We start from the raw sequence: 19,780 nt of genomic DNA on the forward strand, positions 1-19,780 counted from the left end.
TACTTTTTGGGCAAACTTGGCAAAGAATGCAAAGTTGGGGATTGGATTTAGAATCAGTTACTTGGGTAAATACTTTAGTGGGATTTGCTGCGGGTGAAAACCTACTTATAAAAACATCAGACGGAGGATTAACTTGGCAAGAAATTGATATTCCAAAAATTAGCCGCTTAAACAAGATTAAATTTTGGGATGAGAATCTGGGTTTTGCTGTAGGAGTAGATGGAATTGTTTTAAAAACAAGTAACGGAGGAGGTCAATGGAGTCAAATCAATAGTCCAACAGATTCGGATTTATTTAGCATTTCATTTATTGATGAGAAAAGCCTGATCATAGTAGGAGAATCCGGTGGAATATATAAATCTCTGGATTTAGGGACATCTTGGAAGTCCATCGCTTCTTCAGTTAATTCCTCGCTCAATGAGATTTTGTTTTTAAATACCGAACAAGGATTTATTGTGGGCAATAATGGTGCATTATTGACAACAATTGATGGAGGCAATAGCTTTTCGAAAAAAAACCTACCAATTACTAACAACTTAAATTCAATAGCTTTTTCGAGTGATTTAATAGGATATATAGTAGGAGAATCAGGAATTGTTCTCAAAACTGAAGATGCCGGTATCAATTGGACGACCTTAAATTCTGGGGTAACTGTAGAATTAAATCAAATTGATATTAGTCTTATTGATCCGAGAATCCTAGTAATCATAGGAGATCAGGCAACTTCTATTAAATCAACTAATTCTGGAGTTTCATTTTCTAAAGCAAACCTTGGAGCCGGAAATACTAGGAATTTAAAAAGCCTTCAATTCATTCCAGGAACAAATCAAGTTACTGCTGTTGGACAAGATGGCTATTTAATTAACTCAGCAAATGCAGGGACAAGTTGGGCAACTAAACTGGCTGGTTATAGAAATAACTTTAGTTCTATTGATTTTAAATCTGATAGAGTTGGTTTTGTTTCTGGACAAAATGGTTCTTTTTATTTTACTTCAAATGGAGCTTTGTCTTTGGTTGATCGATCCTTACCTGAGATAAAAGATATTGAAAACATAGATTTTTGGAATACTAGCTTTGGATACGCTGCTAGTAAAACTGGCCAAATGTTTAGGACTGGTAACTCCGGAAGAACCTGGATATCGGTGCCTGCAGAAACAACATATGACATAACTGGCTTTTATTTATTTGCACCCTCTGTATTATACATTACAGGGACTAATGGGTATATAGCACGATCTTTTGATTCTGGAGTTACCTGGGATTCCAATATTGCCACAAATACCTCAGAAAATTTGAAAGATGTCACCTATTTTGATTTTCAAGTAGGTTTTGCAATTGGTGAAAAAGGACAAATTAGCTGGACAAATGGTGGTAATATTTGGGAAAACCTTCCCAAACTAACTGACAAAAATCTCAATTCACTTTCAAAACTAGATTCTAGCACAGCGATAATTGTAGGGGATGGAGGAGTAATTCTAAAATCTGTCGACCAAGCAAAAACTTGGAGGCTTATCAATTCTGATATTACAGAAAATCTAAATTCAGTTGATTTTTGGGATGAAAATATTGGAATTATTGCGGGTGACAACGGCTTAACCCTTCAATCAAAAGATGGAGGAGAAACCTGGCTTCAGATTAAAAGTGGAACCAAAAGGAATTTAAATTCAATAAGCATGGGAAATTCGCTTGTAGCTTTTGCGGCAGGCGATGATGGAACTCTTTTGAACTACACCTGCATCACACCTCCTGGAATCAGCGAAATTTCCGGAGAAACAAATGTCTGTTTAGGGATATCATCCTATTATGTTGAAGACACTAATATTACCGGTTCACAGATAGTCTGGAGAGTAGATGGCGGTGAAATTATCTCTGGGCAAAGTACCAATTCCATAGTGGTAAACTGGACGGAAATTGGAAGGCAAGGAGTATTTGTAAGCCGTCAAAACTTTTGTGGAAATGGTGAAACATCTGCTTTAGAAGTAGAGGTGTTAACAAAACCAAATAATGAAAAAGAAATTCAAGGACTTGGTTCAGTTTGTACCAATTTAAATGAAACTTATTCTTTACCCTTGGAAGCAGGAGTTGTTTATAATTGGCAGGCCGAAGGTGGAGAAATAATTTCCGGGCAAACCAGCTCAGAAGTGCTTATCCAATGGAATGAAGTTGGTGAAAAAATACTTACTGTGGTTTTAGAAAACAGTTGTGGAGAATCCACTCCCATCATCAAAAAAATAAACGTAAGTGCTCCTCCAGACCAACCAAGTGCGATTTTTGGAGAAAACCAACTTGGAATTGGAGAATCTTTTTATCAGGTAGAAAATATAGAGGGGATAAATTACTATTGGGAAATTAGCGGGAATGGAGGAAGTATTCTTTCTGGCCAGGGCACTAATATTGTTCTTATCGAGTGGTTAAATGAAGGAGATTTTCTATTAAAAGTCACCCCTCAAAATAATTGTAATAATGGCCCATCTAGTGAGCTAGAAATTAACGTGAATATTATAACTTGGGTAGAACCCAATACCGAAAAGGATTTAAAAATATTCCCAAACCCCAGTCGAGGGACCTTAACTATTTCATCTGAAAACCTTTCATTTTATAATGAAATAGTGATTTTAAATGCTTTTGGACAAGAGGTTTTTAAAAGAAATATTTTGGAAGGTCAATCCGAGATATTTATGACAGAACTTCCAAAAGGATTATTGTTGCTCAGGCTGAGAAATCAAAGTAACTCAGTTACCAAAAAAATAATAATCAATTAGAATTGGTTTAGGGATTATGTTCTCCTCTTACAATTACATATTGGAAAATATCACCAATCACTCCATTTTTAATAAACCCCTTTTTCAAAATTGCTTCTGGGATGTAGCCTGCTTTTTCCAATACATTCATTGATTGTCCATTGAAGTCAAAGATCTGGGCATACAATCTTTGTATATCAAATTTTTCAAAAATGTATTTGGTGTAAAGCTTCACAGCCTCATTTGCAATACCTTTTCCCCAAAATGGTTCTCCCACCCAAAATCCCAACTCCATGTTAGTCCTAAGCTCATCTTTGCCTCTTTCGGCTCCTATTGCTCCTGCTAATTTACCCTCAAATTCAATAGCAAAATTTTGGGGTGGATTGAACTTCTGATTATGCTCTATCCAATGTCTGGCATCGTGAATTGTATAAGGTTGAGGAAAACTATCCCTCAAATTCATCGCAATTTTCGGATTATTTGCAAGAGGGTAAAGTTGATGGAAATGTGACTCGTTCCAGGTCACTAAACTTATTTCTCTTTCTCCTGCGATATTCATAAAAGTTGTTTGATTTATTCTTCAAGATAATAGGCTTATCTCAAAAAAAATAAAATTGCTAAGATTATTAATGCAAACATCCTGCCTAATCTTCCATTCCGGAGGATTGCATCTTTTCGAGGTTTTCTGCCATACGCAATGCGGATATAAAATCCTCAATATGCCCATCCATGACATCAGGAAGATTATAAACTGTTTTATTAATTCTATGATCTGTAACTCTAGACTGCGAATAATTGTAAGTCCTAATCTTATCCGATCTATCTCCACTTCCTACCATAGATCTTCTTTGGGCCCCAACAGCTTCGTTATGTTTAGCTAATTCTATCTCATAAATTCTTGATCGCAAAACTTTCAACGCTTTTTCAAAGTTCTTAATCTGAGATTTCTCGTCTTGGCAGGTCACCACCAAACCCGTAGGAGCATGCGTCAAACGAACAGCAGAATAAGTAGTGTTTACAGACTGCCCTCCTGGACCTGAAGAGCAAAAAGTATCTTTCCTTACATCATTCATATCCAAATTTACTTCTACTTCGTCCATCTCAGGAAGTACCGCTACTGAGGCTGCAGAAGTGTGAACTCTACCTTGTGATTCGGTAGCGGGAACTCGCTGAACTCTGTGGACACCGGATTCATATTTGAGCATTCCGTATACATCAGCTCCTGATACGGTTGCAATTATCTCCTTATATCCACCTGCTGAACCAAAAGTCAAATCAAGAACGGTCAATTTCCAGCCTTGCATTTCGCAAAATCGCTCATACATCCTAAACAAATCACCAGCAAATATGGCGGCCTCATCTCCACCTGTGCCTCCTCGGATTTCCAAAATACAATCCTTAGAATCATTTGGATCTTTTGGTATCAACAATTGCTTCAAATCTGCTTCAAGGACTTCTTTTCTTTCTTTTAGTTCATCAATTTCAGCTTTTGCCATTTCCCTAAAGTCAGGATCTTTTTCTTTATCCAGGATTTCTTTGGAACTTGTAATATTTTGAAGAACCAATTTATATTCATCATAAACCTCTACAATCTTTTCAAGGTCTTTATATTCCTTAGTCAGCTTGGCGTATTTACTCATGTCTGCCATACTTTCCGGCAATACGATCAATTGGCCAACTTCTTCAAATCTATCTTTTAGGGCTTGTAATTTGTCCAGCATAATTTTTCTTTGCGATGCAAAAGTAGGGAAATTTATCGGTTGGCTGAAAACCAAATAAAAACTATAAATCAGGTTTTAAGTAGAGGAATTATACTCAATTGCGTTTTAGAAGCATGAAAACTATAAAAATTTCTTTTGGCATGATTCTTCTATTTTTTGCAATGGCTTGCGAAAATGAAGAGCCATTTAAAAACTGTGTAAATCCTGAAAGGATAAGAACAGGAGCTTGTACTCTTGATTATAGGCCAGTTTGTGGCTGTGATGGCAAATCATACGGAAATGCTTGCGAAGCCGATATGGCTGGAGTCATTTCTTGGACAGAAGGAGTCTGTAATTAAAAAAGGCTGCCCTTTAGGACAGCCTCTGGATTTATTCTACTGTAACAGATTTAGCAAGATTCCTAGGTTGATCTACATTACAACCTCTCATGACTGCTATGTGATATGAAAGTAATTGTAAAGGAACAACAGCGATCAAAGGAACAAAAGCTTCATGGATTGCAGGAATTTCAATCACATGATCGGCCATCCCTTTAACTGTCGTGTCCCCTTCGGTCACCACTGCTATCACTTTCCCTTTTCTTGCTTTCACTTCCTGAATATTGCTAACTACTTTTTCATAAGAGCTATCTTGAGTAGCAATAAATATCACAGGCATCTCCTCATCAATCAAAGCAATAGGTCCATGCTTCATTTCAGCGGCAGGATATCCTTCAGCATGGATATATGAAATTTCTTTAAGCTTTAAAGCCCCTTCTAAAGCAACAGGGAAATTATATCCTCTGCCTAAATACAAAGCATTTCGAACATCCTTGTACTCACTTGCAATGTATTTAATAGCATCATTTGATTTTAAGGCTTTTTCCACCTTAGAGGGTACAGATGCTAATTCATGAAGTAATTGGATATATCTACTTTCGGGAAGGGTACCTCTTTGATATCCTAACTTTAATGCCATCATAGCCAAGACAGAAATCTGTGCAGTAAAAGCTTTTGTTGAGGCAACACCGATTTCAGGCCCTGCATGGGTATAAGATCCAGCATGAGTAGCTCTTGGAATTGAGGATCCTACCACATTACAAACTCCAAAAATGGTCGCTCCTTTTGACTTTGCGAGCTCAATTGCCGCCAGAGTATCTGCAGTTTCTCCAGATTGTGAGATTGCAATAACAAAGTCTTTTTCACTCAATACAGGATTTCTATATCGGAATTCAGAAGCATATTCTACTTCCACAGGAACTCTTGCAAATTCTTCGAAAAGATATTCAGCAACTAGCCCGGCATGCCAAGATGTACCGCAAGCAGTAATGATGATTCTTTCGGCATTTTGGAATTTATTCATATAATCCCTTAAGCCACCCAGTACCAATCTTCCGGATTTCGCATCGAGTCTTCCTCTGAGGCAATCCGCAATAGATTTTGGTTGCTCATAGATTTCTTTTAGCATGAAATGCTCGTATCCTCCCTTCTCAATAGCTTCTAATTCCAGCTCTAATTGATTGATATAAGGATTGGTTTCTACATTTTCAATAGTTTTAACCTGAAGCCTATTGTTTCTGATAACGGCAATTTCATAATCATCCAAATAAACTACCTTATTGGTGTACTCAATAATTGGAGTAGCATCAGAAGCCAAAAAATATTCATCTTCACCAACACCTATTACTAAAGGAGATCCTTTTCTTGCCGCAATCAAAGTATCTGGTTCATCTTTGTTTATCAAAACTATTGCATAAGCACCTACTACTTTATGAAGTGCTAATCGTAAAGCCTCTTCTAAACTGCAATCATTATTTGCATAAATATCCTCTATGAACTTAATGAAAACCTCTGTATCTGTATCACTTTGAAAGTGGTATCCTTTCTTCTCTAAATCTTTCTTTAAAACTTCATAATTTTCAATGATTCCATTATGAATTATTGCCAAATGCTCTGAAGAAGAATAATGAGGATGTGCATTTACATCGTTTGGTTCTCCATGTGTTGCCCATCTTGTATGACCAATTCCGATCTTAGATTTCAAATTTCCACTCGCCTCTAAATGCTTTTCCAACTCAGAAACTTTCCCCTTCTTTTTATAAATACCGAGTCCATTTTCATCTAAAAGAGCAACCCCCGCACTATCATAACCTCTATATTCTAATCTCCTGAGGCCTTTAATTATTATAGGTAGAGCTTCTTGCTGTCCTACATACGCTACAATTCCACACATATTGAAAAATTCTTATTTGATTTTAAAACTTACGCAAATAAACATGAATCAGGCCAAAAAAAATAGCCTACTTCTTAAAAATTAAGAAGTAGGCCTTAGTCAATTTTTTAAATGAGTGATTACCTAATTTTTGAATAGATAATTTGAACCTTAACTTTATCTTTATCTACTTTAAATTGTCTTAAGGACTGTCTAAATGGGTCATTGTTCGTACCTAAAGCACTACTAATGTAACCTCCATATAGCAACCAATCCTTTCTTATAAGTTTACCACGGAAAATCGCGTTAACATGGGAGGTAATTAATTGACTATACGTATTATTCTCTGAATCAAAGTTTAAAGAAGCCGGGGCTGTAACATTAGGAACTTCGTCTCCATCGTCATTGATAAAAACCTGTGATTGTCCGTCCGCTTGAACAGTGAAGTAAACTGAATTTCTACTCTTTAAAAAACTATTGCTATCATCAGTGAAATAGATAGACAATGCTTGTGGTGGGTTCTGGTCTTCAGACAATGATTCAACTTCTCCAATTGATAAATTCACCTGATTAAACGTGATACCGGAAAGCGTATCCAAAAAGGCATCCAAAGGGCTTGTATCTAACTTTATCACCATCCCTAAACCAGACTTTAGGCCTACCATCGATCCTGTGGAATAATTTTTCTTAGGCTCAGTTACAACGCTTGTTGGTGTACCTGATCGATCACTATCAATACCACTAAAATATCTAGAAGAGGTAGTATTTATTTCATATAAAGTTGAACTAGTATCTCCAAGGTAATGATAATATGTGGCTATCCGAGTATTTTGACCTAACTCAATTTCTAGCGTGGTATTATCCCCTGCTCTTCCTTTAAAAGCCATCCCAGGTAAATATTCTCTAAATCGAAATAAATCTTCAAAATCCAATCCTCTTTTGATTTTGCCAAAAAGCTCTTCTCTAAATTCCTCGCTTATTTGAAGAGAAACGATAGTATCTTGAGCCTCCTCATAAGTAAATTCACCAGAGGCAATTGGCTCATTTTCATACTGCAGTCTATCAAAATTATAGTATGCAGTATCTAAAATTGGCTCAGTTAATCTATGGATTGATAAATACTTTGGCTGATCTAATTCTGTACCGTTTATACCTATTATCTCCACATCAAATAGCATAGAGTCAAGAAATGCTTCGGATTCTGGTCTTTCATCAGAGATATCTATATACAATCTAGAATATCCAGTCCCCTCAGTTTTTCCAAAATAGGCATCCTCTTCCACCCCAACGATCAAGTTACCTTTGTTGGTAGTATTGAACGAATCCAATAACACTACCTCAGCTGAAAACTCAATATCCTGGAAGAAAACACCAATTTGGTTATTTTCAGGAGCAAGTTCTATACCTACTGTGGCAGGGTCACTACAAGAATTTGTTAGAATAATGGACAAGATGGCCAAAAAGGCCAATTTAACCGGCGAGACTTGTGTAAATGCCGTAGAGCTCTTCATGAGCCTGTTCTTCTGCTTCGATGCTGATTTCAAACTTCTTGTCTTTTGAGAAATCCTCTATTAGTTGGTTCAATTTATCTGAAACTTCTCCGCCTTTAACTACCATGTCTGCATACTGCATACCCATGCTTATAAAGCCTTCAAAGTCTTTGCTTTTCAAAGGTGCTAAAATTGCGTCATCAATGTCCACCATCTTAACCTTGTTTAACAAATCATCGCCAAAGGTATGAGAAAATCCGTTGTTATATATCGCAAATACTGATTTAGTATCTTTGAACAAAGGCTCATTTTTGTAGGTAGTTTTCAAATACATTGGTATTAAGCTGGTCATCCAGTCGTTGCAATGTACAATGTCAGGAGCCCAACCTAATTTTTTTACTGTTTCGATAACACCTTTACAGAAGAAAATTGCACGTTCGTCATTATCTTCATAAAATTTCTGTTGCTTATCGTGGAATACACTTTTACGCTGGAAATAGTCCTCGTTATCGATAAAATAAACTTGAAGCTTTGCATTTGGAATTGATGCAACCTTTATAACTAAAGGCTTTTCCTCTTCGCCAACTGCAATATTGATCCCTGAAAGTCGAACAACTTCATGTAATCTGTTTTTTCTTTCGTTTATCAATCCGAATCTAGGAACCAAAATACGAATTTCCATCCCTCGCTCTTGCATAGCTTGAGGAAGTGATCTTAAGAAATTTGCTACTTCGGAAGTTTGGAGAAAAGGGTTGATTTCACTGGCAACGTAGAGAATACGTAGTTTTGACATGCTCTTTGGATTTTAGCGTTATTAGGTGATAAACAACGGCACAAAGATAATAAAAAAAGCCTTATAAGCCTTGTTTTTCTAAATATTAATCTAGTTTTGCTGCTATTTACCTATCAAACACCCTAATTCTGTGCAGGTATTCAAAAGTGGAACCGAATGGCAAAAAAGCTGGCTCCAGGCTCTTAAAACGAATAAAACAATAGGTTTTGTTCCAACTATGGGGGCACTTCATAAGGGCCATTTAGAACTCATTCGAGCATCCAAAAAATCAACTGATCTTACAGTAGTTTCCATCTTTGTTAATCCAATTCAATTCACCAATCAAGAAGATTTTGAGAAATACCCTGTTTTAACTTCTCAAGATTTAGAATTGCTTCAAAAGGAAAAAGTTGATTTTGTTTTCCTCCCAAGTCAAGAGTCAATTTATCCTGAAAAACCTATTTTAAATTTTAATTTTGGGAATTTAGAACGAGTCCTTGAAGGTGAATTTAGACCAGGACATTTTAGCGGAGTTGGAATAATCGTTTCTAAATTATTTAATATCATCCGGCCTAATATTGCTTTTTTCGGGCAAAAAGACTTACAGCAAGTAGCAATTATCAAAAAAGTAGTGCAGGATTTATCCTTTCCTTTAAAATTACATATTGTACCAACGATTAGAGAAAAAGATGGATTGGCCCTTTCTTCCAGAAATATGCGACTTTCCGTTCAAGAAAGAGAAAAGGCTTTAATTCTTTATAACAGTCTTGAATTTGCGAAAAATGAACTTTTAACTAACAAGGATTGGTTGGCAGTTCGGAAACAAATGATGCTATCATTTGAGGCAGAACCCTTAGCTAAATTGGAATATTTTGAACTTGTTCACCCAGAGACCTTCCAAGTTTTTGAGGAATTTGAACGTGGAAAAAAATCATCCATATGCGTGGCTTCTTTTATTGGAAATATCAGATTAATAGATAACCTTCCAATAATTCCTTAATTTTGCGGCAAATTTCAAATGATGCAGATTCAGGTATTAAAATCAAAGATTCACCGGGTTAAAATTACGCAGGCAGAACTTAATTATGTGGGATCTATTACGATTGACGAAGATCTAATGGATGCCGCAAATCTGATTGAGAATGAGAAGGTTCAAATCGTAAATGTAAATAATGGTGAGCGTTTAGAAACTTATGTAATTACAGGTGAAAGAGGTTCTGGACAGGTTTGTCTCAATGGACCGGCAGCGAGAAAAGCGCAAGTTGGAGATGTGGTAATTATCATATCTTATGCAGGAATGGAAATTGAAGAAGCCAAAAAGCATAAACCAGTTGTAATTTTTCCTGATGATAGAAATAGAATTATTTGATGACCAACCAAAAACTTAAGCAATGGATCCAAGTAGCAGTTTCTTTGGGAATTGCAATCTGGATTTTTTGGTATTTATATAAAGATATCGCTGTAGATAGCCTTATAGCTCAAATCAAAACAAGCAATTGGATTTGGATTGGAGCCTCTATATTTATTTCATTTTTTGGCTATTTCTTGCGTGGTTGGAGATGGACCCTATTAATACAATCAAATGAAGGAGAAAAAGTAACTCCTAATCGGGCCTATCATGCTACTATGATCGGATATCTCGCTAACCTGGTTGTTCCAAGAGCTGGAGAAGTAGCAAAATGTGGAGTATTAACCCGAACCAATGGAATATCACTAGGTCACCTTCTTGGGACAGTTATTATAGAAAGAAGTGTCGATTTGCTTTGCTTGGTGGGAACTATTTTTTTGGCATTTGTTATAGAAAAAACTTTATTTTTAGAACTAGCAGGTCAACTAGTCAATACAGAAAGCTTACTTTCCAGCTTAAAATCGAACCTTCCCATTGCAATTGGTGGTTTAGTCATCACAATTATTCTCATTCGATTTTTACTAAAAAGATTTAGAGACAATGGCTTTATTAATAAGATTCAGCATTTTTTCAGAGAAATTGGAGGAGGGCTCAAAAGAATTAATAAAATGGAAAACCCTGTCGGATTCTGGGGTAGTTCCATTTTAATGTGGATCATTTACTTTCTCACCATGTATACTGTTTCCCTTGGAATTGAAAGCACTGCCAATTTGTCTTCAGGGGAAGTTCTTTTAGTCATGGTAATGGGTAGTATTGGCATGGTAGCACCCGTTCAAGGAGGCATTGGCACCTTCCATGCACTTGTGGCCTTTATTTTGATTCAATATGGAGTGACTGAAGTTGACGGCAAAATATTTGCAGCAATCATTCACGGTACTCAGTTGATTCTTGTTCTTATTCTGGGGATAATAAGTTGGTTAGTTATGATGAAATTGCCAACTTGGAAACAACCTGAACAAGCTTAAATCGTTATTAAAAGCAAACTTATAAACTATGATTATTCTAATTGTAATCGTCTTTGCAATTGCTGGCTTTGCAGTCAGCCGCAGATTGAAAAGTAAATTCAAAAAATATTCTCAAACAGCCTTACAGGCAAATTTATCTGGGGCTGAGATTGCCAAATTAATGTTGGCAGACAATAATATCCATGATGTGCAAGTAGTCTGTGTGGAAGGTCAACTTACTGATCATTACAATCCTGCAAATAAAACAGTTAACTTAAGTCCTGATGTTTATTATGGAAGGAATGCCGCCGCCGCTGCTGTTGCTTCTCACGAGTGTGGCCATGCTGTTCAGCATGCAACATCTTACGCATGGTTAAATATCAGATCCACGCTAGTGCCAATACAGCATAGTGCTGGTAAGATTTTGAATATTGTGCTGATTGCTTCTTTATTTGGAGGCTTTGCTTTAGGTCTACCTGTTCCTTTTATAGGGTATATTGTTGTAGGTTCTTATTCAGTAATTACACTTTTCACAATCGTTACTTTACCTGTGGAATTTGATGCAAGTAGTAGAGCTTTAGCTTGGGTAAAGACAAGAAACATTGTCACTCCAGCAGAATACGAAATGTCAAAGGATGCTTTAAAATGGGCAGCAATGACATATGTAGTAGCAGCTTTAGCCTCAATTACTACCCTGGCATACTATATTATGGTCTTTTTTGGTGGAAGAGATTGATCCAGATCAAATAAGAAATTCGAAGAGGGGCAAGCTTTTGCCCCTCTTCTTTTTTTGGTATATCTTCAATCCAATAATATAAACCTGACATTTGGTTATGGATTTTCAATTAACAGAAGAACATTTAGCAGTTAGAGAAGCTGCAAGAGATTTTGCCCAAAATGAGCTTTTGCCTGGCGTAATAGAAAGAGATACTAACGCAATTTTTCCAAAGGATCAAGTAAAGAAAATGGGAGAACTGGGTTTTTTGGGAATGATGGTAAACCCGAAATACAATGGCGGAGGAATGGATACTTTATCCTATGTGATAGCCATGGAAGAGCTTTCCAAAATTGATGCCTCGGCATCTGTAGCGATGTCTGTAAACAATTCATTGGTTTGCTGGGGACTTGAGAAATATGGTACTGAAGAACAAAAAGGAAAATATCTTAAACCCTTAGCCTCGGGAGAAGTACTTGGTGCTTTTTGCTTATCTGAACCTGAAGCAGGATCTGACGCTACGTCACAAAGAACTGAAGCAATTTTAGATGGTGATCATTACATTTTAAATGGCACCAAAAACTGGATCACAAATGGTTCATCGGCAAGCTTTTATCTAATTATTGCCCAGACCCATCCTGAATTAGGACATAAAGGCATTTCAGTTTTTATAGTTGAGAAAAATTGGGAAGGATTCGTTATCGGAAAAAAAGAAGACAAATTAGGTATTCGAGGTTCTGATACACATTCTTTGATGTTTACTGATGTGAAAGTTCCGGTTGAAAACAGAATCGGAGACGAAGGATTTGGATTCACGTTTGCAATGGAAACTCTAAATGGTGGAAGAATAGGAATTGCCGCACAGGCCTTAGGAATTGCATCTGGTGCATATGAATTAGCTTTGGCTTATTCCAAGGAGAGAAAGGCCTTTGGGAAACCAATTAGTAAACATCAAGCTATTCAATTTAAGTTAGCAGATATGGCAACTCAAATAGAGGCAGCCCGACTCTTAGTTTACAAGGCCGCTTGGCTAAAAGACAATGGAGAGGATTATGCACAAGCATCTGCAATAGCAAAACTTTATGCTTCTCAAGTTGCCATGGATGTCACAGTAGAGGCTATTCAGGTTCATGGCGGATATGGGTATGTAAAAGAATATCATGTAGAACGTCTCATGAGAGACGCAAAAATTACTCAGATCTACGAGGGGACTTCTGAAATTCAAAAAATCGTAATATCCAGAAGTATATTAAGATAATCCAGTTTTTAAAGTATTTGAAGGGGTATAATTACAACAAATTATACCCTTTTTTTATTTTTTCGTGCCTTTTATCAAATATTTAAGTAAATAAGTAAGAAAAATCATATTTTTGGATTCTGGTTTTCTACTAAAAAATAATGGAATATTACAACAAAGTCATTGAATCAATAAATGTCCGCTACCTTCGAGGAAACAACTATCGCGTAGAAAAGCCTGTGTCGATCGTTAATTACGAAGAAACTGACAATACCCTTGTATTACTACACCATGGCACCTTAAAATTTGGTGAGGACCAAGAATTAGTTAACGAAGGCGAAGTTCTTTTCTTGCCTGGAGGACAAAAAACTCCGCTTACAATCGGGGGAAGTACCAAGAAAATGGAGATTGATCTCGATCAATTCACTGAGTCAAAAAAGAAGCATCTTCAAAGCCTAAGCTTTAGAGAAATTAAGAATACCGAAGATGATTGTATTTCAATGGTAAGCTTTGAATCTAAAGTCTTTGACGTAGTGAATTTCTTTAACTCTTTGGATATCCCTCCTTTTATTATCCGGTTTAATGATAGGTTAGCTACTATCATTGAGGATTTGATGAAAGAAATGGAGCAAACTCATGTGGGAAGAGAAAGAGCTCTTAAAGCTCTAACTGAAATATTGGTTATTGAGTTACTTCGTCATATTTTGAAAAACAGATTGTTCCTAGAAGAACTTTCGACCAACTCTACTTATTTTAAAGATCCAAGACTAATTGATTTGTTCAACTATATTAAAACAAATCTTGGTGGTGATCTTTCCAATAAGGTCTTGGCCAAAGTTGCCAATGTCTCTGAAGACTATGTAGGCCAATATTTTAAAATGCTTACAGGAATAAATCCCCAGGATTACATAGAATACCAAAGAATGGAAGCTGCTGTTGAACTTCTCAGAACAACCAAAAAATCTATTAGGGACATAGGAAAAGAAGTAGGTTATAAAGACACAGCCTATTTCTGTCGAAGATTCAAAATGATGTATGGAGTACCAGCGGGAAAAATGAGAAGGAGAGAATCCTTAATTAACGTTTAGACATAAATTATAATACGCCTTATAATCTAAGACCTCGGCCAAAAAGCCGGGGTCTTTTTCTATTGAATTACCCAATACTACCAAATCCGCACCTGCTTCGTAAGCCCCTTTTAGTTTTTCGATACTATCAATTCCACCACCAATAATTAGTGGGATAGGAATATTATTTTTTACAGCTTCAATAACCTCATGGGAGACTGGGCTTTTTGATCCGCTTCCTGCATCCATAAAGATGTATTTCATTCCCAAATAATATCCTGCTAGAGCAGTATCTCTAACCAATCCTGCATTCGTATTTGGAATAGGCATGGTTTGACTTATCGTATTTACGCTGGTTATTTCGCCATCATTCACTAAAAGATAAGCAGTGGGTAGAACCTCCATACCCATACTTTCAATTTTAGGTGCGGCAGCTACTTGTTGACCAATAAGATATTCGGGATTTCTTCCTGATATTAATGATAAAAATAAAATACTGTCAGCACCTTCAGCAAGTTGAATATGGGATCCTGGGAAAATGACTATCGGTATTTGACCGGCAATTTGTCGAACAAAATCTACTACATCGTGAAAATTATTATTATTGAATTGACTTCCACCTATGAATATTAAGTTCAATTCAGAATTTTTTACCCAGTCATATTTGGTGATAAAAGAATCCTTCATAGGACATTTATCCGGATCAATTAACCAAGCGACACCTTTCTTTTTAGATTGATGGAGGTCTTTGAGAATTTTACTAACTCTGCCCGCTTTTTGATTCTGCATCTTCGGCGTCTTCAATACTAAATAAATTAGGAAGATATTTTTCCTTTGCGTATGCTAGACCAAGGATCAAAAGTCTTTGGCTTAAGGTTGGCCAAAAACCTTTAGCGTTTGAGTTATTTCTAAGCTTATTTTCTAATTCTTCATTTAACAAACCCTCTCTTTCTAATAAGTCTATCGCCTTTTCTGTATTACGATTTTTCTTTCTTTTTTTAATTTTCAAAATCGCTAAAGCAATAAGTCCCCCTGCAATGGCTATTCCACCAATTTTAACCCAATCGCCCGAATCTTTTTTTAATAGCTCAAGCTGTTTAGCCAAAGTCTGTTCTAACTCTTCAGCCTTATTTTCAAGTTCCTTTTTCATCATCTTTTGCCTTTGCTTTTCGGGCATTAAAAATAAAAACTTTTAGCCCATCCTGAACACTATTCTGGATAGATTTAGAATAACGGGAATAATATAAAAAGACTAATAGGGCAAGATAAATCAATCCTACTAACAAGAAACCCATATATGGTGAATTTGTATATTGACTTAGAAAGAATGCCAGAGAAAAACTAAAAAAAAGTAAAACGAGCAAGCATATTGCACTCATAAAAAAGAGCAGCAGAACTCTCGAAATAATTCCTAAAAATTCATCTTGAATTTCTAGTCTTAATAGATCAATTTTTGTCTCAACGATTCCTTTTATTGTTTGGACTATTTCTCCAATTTTTAGCATAGATTAAAATTTGATTCAAATTTTAATCACAATATACTCGAAATCGAAAGACCAAAAAAATTAGACGCCTTCCTCTATGCCCTCTTCATAAAATTTATATCTCAGAACAAGCTCCAAAGAAAATGCGATTGCTTTATTTATTGGCATTTGTTGAGTCAGGGAAGAATCAATTTCATCCAATAGCATGTAGAACTTCGAAGCACTAGGAATGGGTAAATCTGTATTTATTCTATTGGTTGCTTCCTGAAAAGCAGCATTCTTAGCTTCTTTTAAAGTCTTGCAGATAATAATGTCTTTCAATCCATATTTGTTCTTTCGGGCTGATACTGCAAATAGCCTACAAATCATCCCCCTATTCAAATAATTAGTGCAGTAGCCCGACTTATTGTCAATTGAATTTGCCCGGTATACAATACAGTTACTATTTTCATCATCAGAATCAAGAAGAATAAGGATAGATTCGGCAATTCCCTTTTTATAGAAGTCAAAAGCAAGTGGCAAAAATTCTAATGGAGATGCCGGAATTTGGGGATTTGCACAACAAGCACCACACCCTGAAATACAGCCCAAACCACTTTCGGAAGTAAATTGTCTTGCTTCCTCCTCCAACTCTTTGAAAACTTTCAATACAGCCAGAGATTTTTCTTCGAGATTCACCGATATGTCTAAATAGTTTGCGAAGCTACATAAACTCTTGGCATAAGATTCCATTCCTTGAATTTATTTTTTGATTGATTATCAGTTAATTACCTATTCACTTTTTGGAAAAATATATTAGTGGCTGTCCTTTTTTAATCAGAGATCGTTTTCTTTATTAAATGAAGAATGAAATGAGTACTAAAGACGATAAAATTCAAGAAGATAGAATAAGACAAGCCTTTAAAGAACGGGACTGGAATGAAATAAAAAGTTCAGATTCTTGGGTGATCTTTAAAGTCATGTCTGAGTTTGTGGAAGGTTTTGAAAAACTAGCTAAAATCGGTCCTTGCGTTTCCGTTTTTGGATCTGCCAGAACGCCCAGAGATCATTCACATTACAAAATGGCTGAGGAAATTGCCGCTAAACTTGTCAGACATGGTTACGGTGTTATCACAGGTGGTGGGCCGGGAATTATGGAGGCAGGTAATAAAGGAGCTCATTCTGAAGGTGGAAAATCTGTTGGACTTAATATTGTCTTACCTTTTGAGCAGTTTAATAACATTTATATTGATCGGGATAAACTTCTGACTTTTGACTATTTCTTCGTCAGAAAAGTCATGTTTATTAAATATTCACAAGGCTTTGTAGTACTTCCGGGCGGATTCGGAACCATGGATGAATTTTTTGAAGCCTTGACTTTGATCCAGACGAATAAGATAGGCAGGTTCCCCATTGTTTTGGTAGGAAAAAATTACTGGATGGGACTTCTAGATTGGATAAAAAGTACAATACTGGAAAACAAATATATTAATGAAGAAGATCTTGAACTTTTTAGTATCGTGGAAGATGCGACAGAAGCTGTAAAGGTCATTGATGATTTTTATAGTAAATACCTTCTTAGCCCAAATTTCTAATGAGCAAATACAATTTACTTACGCTTTACTTCTTACTTTTTGTATGTATTGGAATGGCATCTTATGCTATTTTTAAAACCCCCAATTCCCCCAATTCAATTTCAAATTCTATTGCAGGGGTCGGAATGCTGGAATCAATGCCAAGACCCTCAAGAGATTCTTTAATGTTATTTGATTTACCAAATGAATTGACTTTTGCAGGAGAAAAGGTCCCTCTTGAAATACCCGATGTAAAGGAAAGACTCGAGCGTGAAATCTATGTCAATGCGTATTGGCAGTCCAATATGATCCTTCTTATGAAAAGGTCGGCTAAGTTTATTCCTAAAATAGAAACTATCCTTAAAGAGAGTGGTGTTCCAGATGATTTTAAATATCTGGCGATGGCCGAATCGGGACTAATGAATGTGGCTTCTCCAGCTGGGGCTAAAGGATTTTGGCAGTTTATGGAATCTACAGGTAAGGAATATGGTCTAGAAATATCTAAGGATGTAGATGAACGGTATCATCTTCAGAAGGCAACTCTCGCTGCTACTAAATATTTGAAGAAAGCCCATAATAAATTTGGAGATTGGACATCAGTGGCCGCCAGTTATAACATGGGGCAATCTGGTTTTGCAAGAAGACAGTCAGAACAACTCCAACCGAATTATTACGATCTACACCTCAATGATGAAACAAGCCGATACATGTTTCGGATTTTAGCCTTCAAAGTGATTTTTGAAAACCCTGGAGCATTTGGCTTTAATCTAAGGGAATCAGATTATTATAGTGAACCTGAAATGAAATCAATAATAGTTACTTCAGACATAAAAAACCTAGCAAATTGGGCTAAAGAACAAGGAAGTACCTATAAAGAATTAAAACTTTATAACCCTTGGTTAAGAGATAAAGATCTAAATGTCAGAAAAGGTAGATCTTACGATCTAGCAATTCCAAAATAGGTCCCTTTTTTATTGTAAGATTCTACTTTTTAAAATTTAACTTTGACAACCACTTACCCATAAATAAAATGAAAAGAAGGGATTTCATGAATGTAACTTTATTGGGTGCTGGAGCATCCATAATAAGTAGTACGACAGCATGTGACTCATCTCAAACCCCAAAAACAAGTTCATCATCAATTGATCAGCTCAGTTCAAGAACAGCGGATGTACAGTTAATATCGGTAGAGGAAAGAAAGTCTCGAGTTGCAAAAGCTCAAGAATTAATGAATCGAATCGGTATGAAAGCTATACTTTTAGACGGGGGAACTTCTTTAGACTATTTTACAGGAATAAGATGGGGAGGAAGTGAAAGGCCTATGGTGGCAATTATTCCAGCAAACGGAGAGGTGAGTTATGTCTGTCCAGGCTTTGAAGAGGATCGGTTGAATGAGCTTATAAAAATCGGAGATACGGTATATCCTTGGCAAGAAGATGAAAGCCCATACCTAGAAATAAAAAAAGCTTTAGAAGATTCCGGGGTCAAAAGCGGTAGCATTGGCATCGAGGAGCGCGTTCGGTTTTTTATCGTCGATGGGATTAGAAAGGTTGCTCCTCAACTTGAACTTACAAGCGCTGATCCAATAACAATTCCCTGCAGAATTATTAAATCAGCGGCAGAAATAGCATTAATGCAACGTGCAACTGAAATAACCATTGAAGCAATTAAATTTGGACTAACTTTTTTGAAAGAAGGGGGAAGTCCTTCAGATTTCTCATCAGCAGTGGCACAGGCACATCAAAAAATGGGAGCAAGGCATGCATTTGCGCTAGCTAATTTTGGTGAGGCATCCGCATTCCCACATGGAAGTATTCAACCACAAAAACTAAAAAAAGGAGATATAGTATTAGTCGATTGCGGTTGTGAAGTTGGTGGATATAATTCAGACATAAGTAGAACCATTGTTTTTGGGGCAGATCCTACGGCAAGACAACAAGAAATTTGGGATTTGGAAAAAGAGGCCCAAGCTGCTGGGTTTTCTGCTGCTAAAATTGGAGCTCCATTAGAAGATGTAGATTCTGCGGCAAGGAAAGTAATTACAGATGCCGGATTCGGTCCAGGATATAATTTGCCTGGATTACCCCATAGAACTGGGCATGGAATAGGGATGGATGGTCACGAATGGGGAAATGCAGTCAAAGGAAACAAAAGGATAATCGAACCAGGAATGTGTTTTAGTATTGAACCAAATATTTCTATCGTTGGTGAATTTGGGATAAGACATGAAGATTGTGTTTACATGACAGAATCAGGTCCGGTTTGGTTTTCAAAACCAAGTCCATCCATCAGCCAACCTTTCGAGTAAATCCATCATTTTAGGCAGAGATAAAAAATCTTTCGGAAGTAATCTGTCCTAATTCAAACTATGTCCACATAAACTAGGTTACAATTTGGAATTCGGCTACCGCTTACCCTCTAAATTTCATACCTTTGCCGATTGAATTTGCCTAACAAT

At 36.5% G+C, this 19,780-nt stretch carries 20 protein-coding genes; 11 read left to right on the forward strand and 9 right to left on the reverse strand.

Annotated elements, in window-relative coordinates; all coding sequences use genetic code 11:
* Positions 1-26 precede the first annotated feature (26 nt).
* Positions 27-2,762 carry a YCF48-related protein gene (locus tag Q0L68_RS00890; RefSeq protein WP_296698057.1) on the forward strand — a complete coding sequence of 912 codons (2,736 nt, stop codon included), beginning with the start codon at positions 27-29 and terminating at the stop codon, positions 2,760-2,762.
* Between the two features lie 7 nt (positions 2,763-2,769).
* Here Q0L68_RS00890 and Q0L68_RS00895 read toward each other — a convergent pair whose 3' ends face one another.
* Together Q0L68_RS00895 and prfA are read right to left on the reverse strand one after the other, a co-directional pair.
* Positions 2,770-3,300, reverse strand: coding sequence for a GNAT family protein (locus tag Q0L68_RS00895; RefSeq protein ID WP_296698060.1), 531 nt, complete (start codon positions 3,298-3,300; stop codon positions 2,770-2,772).
* 85 nt (positions 3,301-3,385) lie between these two features.
* Positions 3,386-4,462, reverse strand: coding sequence for a peptide chain release factor 1 (gene prfA / locus Q0L68_RS00900; protein WP_296698064.1), 1,077 nt, complete (start codon positions 4,460-4,462; stop codon positions 3,386-3,388).
* A gap of 113 nt (positions 4,463-4,575) precedes the next feature.
* Between prfA and Q0L68_RS00905 the strand changes: the two genes are divergently transcribed.
* Positions 4,576-4,800, forward strand: a complete 225-nt coding sequence (locus tag Q0L68_RS00905; protein WP_296698067.1) for a Kazal-type serine protease inhibitor family protein — start codon at positions 4,576-4,578, stop codon at positions 4,798-4,800.
* A gap of 31 nt (positions 4,801-4,831) precedes the next feature.
* Here the strand turns inward: Q0L68_RS00905 and glmS are convergent, their stop codons facing one another.
* The 3 genes from glmS to Q0L68_RS00920 all read right to left on the reverse strand — a co-directional run bounded on the left by glmS (position 4,832) and on the right by Q0L68_RS00920 (position 8,935).
* The gene (gene glmS / locus Q0L68_RS00910; protein WP_296698069.1) at positions 4,832-6,673 is read right to left on the reverse strand and encodes a glutamine--fructose-6-phosphate transaminase (isomerizing); all 1,842 of its coding nucleotides are present in this window, start codon (positions 6,671-6,673) and stop codon (positions 4,832-4,834) included.
* Between the two features lie 119 nt (positions 6,674-6,792).
* On the reverse strand, positions 6,793-8,163 hold the full coding sequence (locus tag Q0L68_RS00915; protein ID WP_296698072.1) for a DUF4270 family protein: 1,371 nt from the start codon (positions 8,161-8,163) through the stop codon (positions 6,793-6,795).
* Entirely contained in the window at positions 8,123-8,935 is an 813-nt protein-coding gene (locus Q0L68_RS00920; RefSeq protein WP_206585320.1) for a glycogen/starch synthase, read from the reverse strand. The genes Q0L68_RS00915 and Q0L68_RS00920 overlap by 41 nt, the downstream gene beginning before the upstream one ends.
* A 130-nt stretch (positions 8,936-9,065) precedes the next feature.
* On the opposite strand from Q0L68_RS00920, the gene panC reads away from it, so the two are divergent.
* From panC to Q0L68_RS00950, 6 genes are all read left to right on the forward strand, one after another.
* Positions 9,066-9,914 carry a pantoate--beta-alanine ligase gene (panC, locus tag Q0L68_RS00925; RefSeq protein WP_296698079.1) on the forward strand — a complete coding sequence of 283 codons (849 nt, stop codon included), beginning with the start codon at positions 9,066-9,068 and terminating at the stop codon, positions 9,912-9,914.
* 21 nt (positions 9,915-9,935) lie between these two features.
* A complete protein-coding gene (gene panD / locus Q0L68_RS00930; protein WP_296698081.1) occupies positions 9,936-10,283 on the forward strand; it encodes an aspartate 1-decarboxylase in 348 nt (115 codons plus the stop codon).
* A complete protein-coding gene (locus Q0L68_RS00935) occupies positions 10,283-11,287 on the forward strand; it encodes a lysylphosphatidylglycerol synthase transmembrane domain-containing protein (protein ID WP_296698083.1) in 1,005 nt (334 codons plus the stop codon). Before panD ends, Q0L68_RS00935 begins: the two co-directional genes overlap by 1 nt.
* 28 nt (positions 11,288-11,315) lie before the next feature.
* Entirely contained in the window at positions 11,316-12,002 is a 687-nt protein-coding gene (locus tag Q0L68_RS00940; protein ID WP_296698086.1) for a zinc metallopeptidase, read from the forward strand.
* 97 nt (positions 12,003-12,099) lie between these two features.
* Positions 12,100-13,239 carry an acyl-CoA dehydrogenase gene (locus Q0L68_RS00945; RefSeq protein ID WP_296698089.1) on the forward strand — a complete coding sequence of 380 codons (1,140 nt, stop codon included), beginning with the start codon at positions 12,100-12,102 and terminating at the stop codon, positions 13,237-13,239.
* A 140-nt stretch (positions 13,240-13,379) separates the two neighbouring features.
* Positions 13,380-14,306, forward strand: coding sequence for an AraC family transcriptional regulator (locus tag Q0L68_RS00950; RefSeq protein WP_296698092.1), 927 nt, complete (start codon positions 13,380-13,382; stop codon positions 14,304-14,306).
* Here Q0L68_RS00950 and Q0L68_RS00955 read toward each other — a convergent pair.
* From Q0L68_RS00955 to Q0L68_RS00970, 4 genes are read right to left on the reverse strand one after another with little or no spacing between them, the layout of a single operon-like run.
* Positions 14,292-15,074, reverse strand: a complete 783-nt coding sequence (locus Q0L68_RS00955; protein WP_296698095.1) for a geranylgeranylglyceryl/heptaprenylglyceryl phosphate synthase — start codon at positions 15,072-15,074, stop codon at positions 14,292-14,294. The genes Q0L68_RS00950 and Q0L68_RS00955 overlap by 15 nt on opposite strands.
* Positions 15,046-15,435 carry a hypothetical protein gene (locus Q0L68_RS00960; protein ID WP_296698097.1) on the reverse strand — a complete coding sequence of 130 codons (390 nt, stop codon included), beginning with the start codon at positions 15,433-15,435 and terminating at the stop codon, positions 15,046-15,048. Before Q0L68_RS00960 ends, Q0L68_RS00955 begins: the two co-directional genes overlap by 29 nt.
* Positions 15,419-15,790 carry a phage holin family protein gene (locus Q0L68_RS00965; RefSeq protein ID WP_296698100.1) on the reverse strand — a complete coding sequence of 124 codons (372 nt, stop codon included), beginning with the start codon at positions 15,788-15,790 and terminating at the stop codon, positions 15,419-15,421. The genes Q0L68_RS00960 and Q0L68_RS00965 overlap by 17 nt, the downstream gene beginning before the upstream one ends.
* Before the next feature lie 60 nt (positions 15,791-15,850).
* Positions 15,851-16,501 carry a YkgJ family cysteine cluster protein gene (locus tag Q0L68_RS00970; RefSeq protein ID WP_296698104.1) on the reverse strand — a complete coding sequence of 217 codons (651 nt, stop codon included), beginning with the start codon at positions 16,499-16,501 and terminating at the stop codon, positions 15,851-15,853.
* Between the two features lie 119 nt (positions 16,502-16,620).
* On the opposite strand from Q0L68_RS00970, the gene Q0L68_RS00975 reads away from it, so the two are divergent.
* The 3 genes from Q0L68_RS00975 to Q0L68_RS00985 all read left to right on the forward strand — a co-directional run bounded on the left by Q0L68_RS00975 (position 16,621) and on the right by Q0L68_RS00985 (position 19,630).
* Complete coding sequence (locus Q0L68_RS00975) at positions 16,621-17,343, forward strand: TIGR00730 family Rossman fold protein (protein WP_296698107.1); 723 nt, start codon at positions 16,621-16,623, stop codon at positions 17,341-17,343.
* Entirely contained in the window at positions 17,343-18,284 is a 942-nt protein-coding gene (locus Q0L68_RS00980) for a lytic transglycosylase domain-containing protein (RefSeq protein ID WP_296698110.1), read from the forward strand. The genes Q0L68_RS00975 and Q0L68_RS00980 overlap by 1 nt, the downstream gene beginning before the upstream one ends.
* Before the next feature lie 68 nt (positions 18,285-18,352).
* A complete protein-coding gene (locus Q0L68_RS00985) occupies positions 18,353-19,630 on the forward strand; it encodes a Xaa-Pro peptidase family protein (protein WP_296698112.1) in 1,278 nt (425 codons plus the stop codon).
* Positions 19,631-19,780 lie beyond the last annotated feature (150 nt).

The sequence above is a fragment of the Algoriphagus sp. genome (assembly GCF_024642405.1).
Lineage (GTDB): Bacteria > Bacteroidota > Bacteroidia > Cytophagales > Cyclobacteriaceae > Algoriphagus.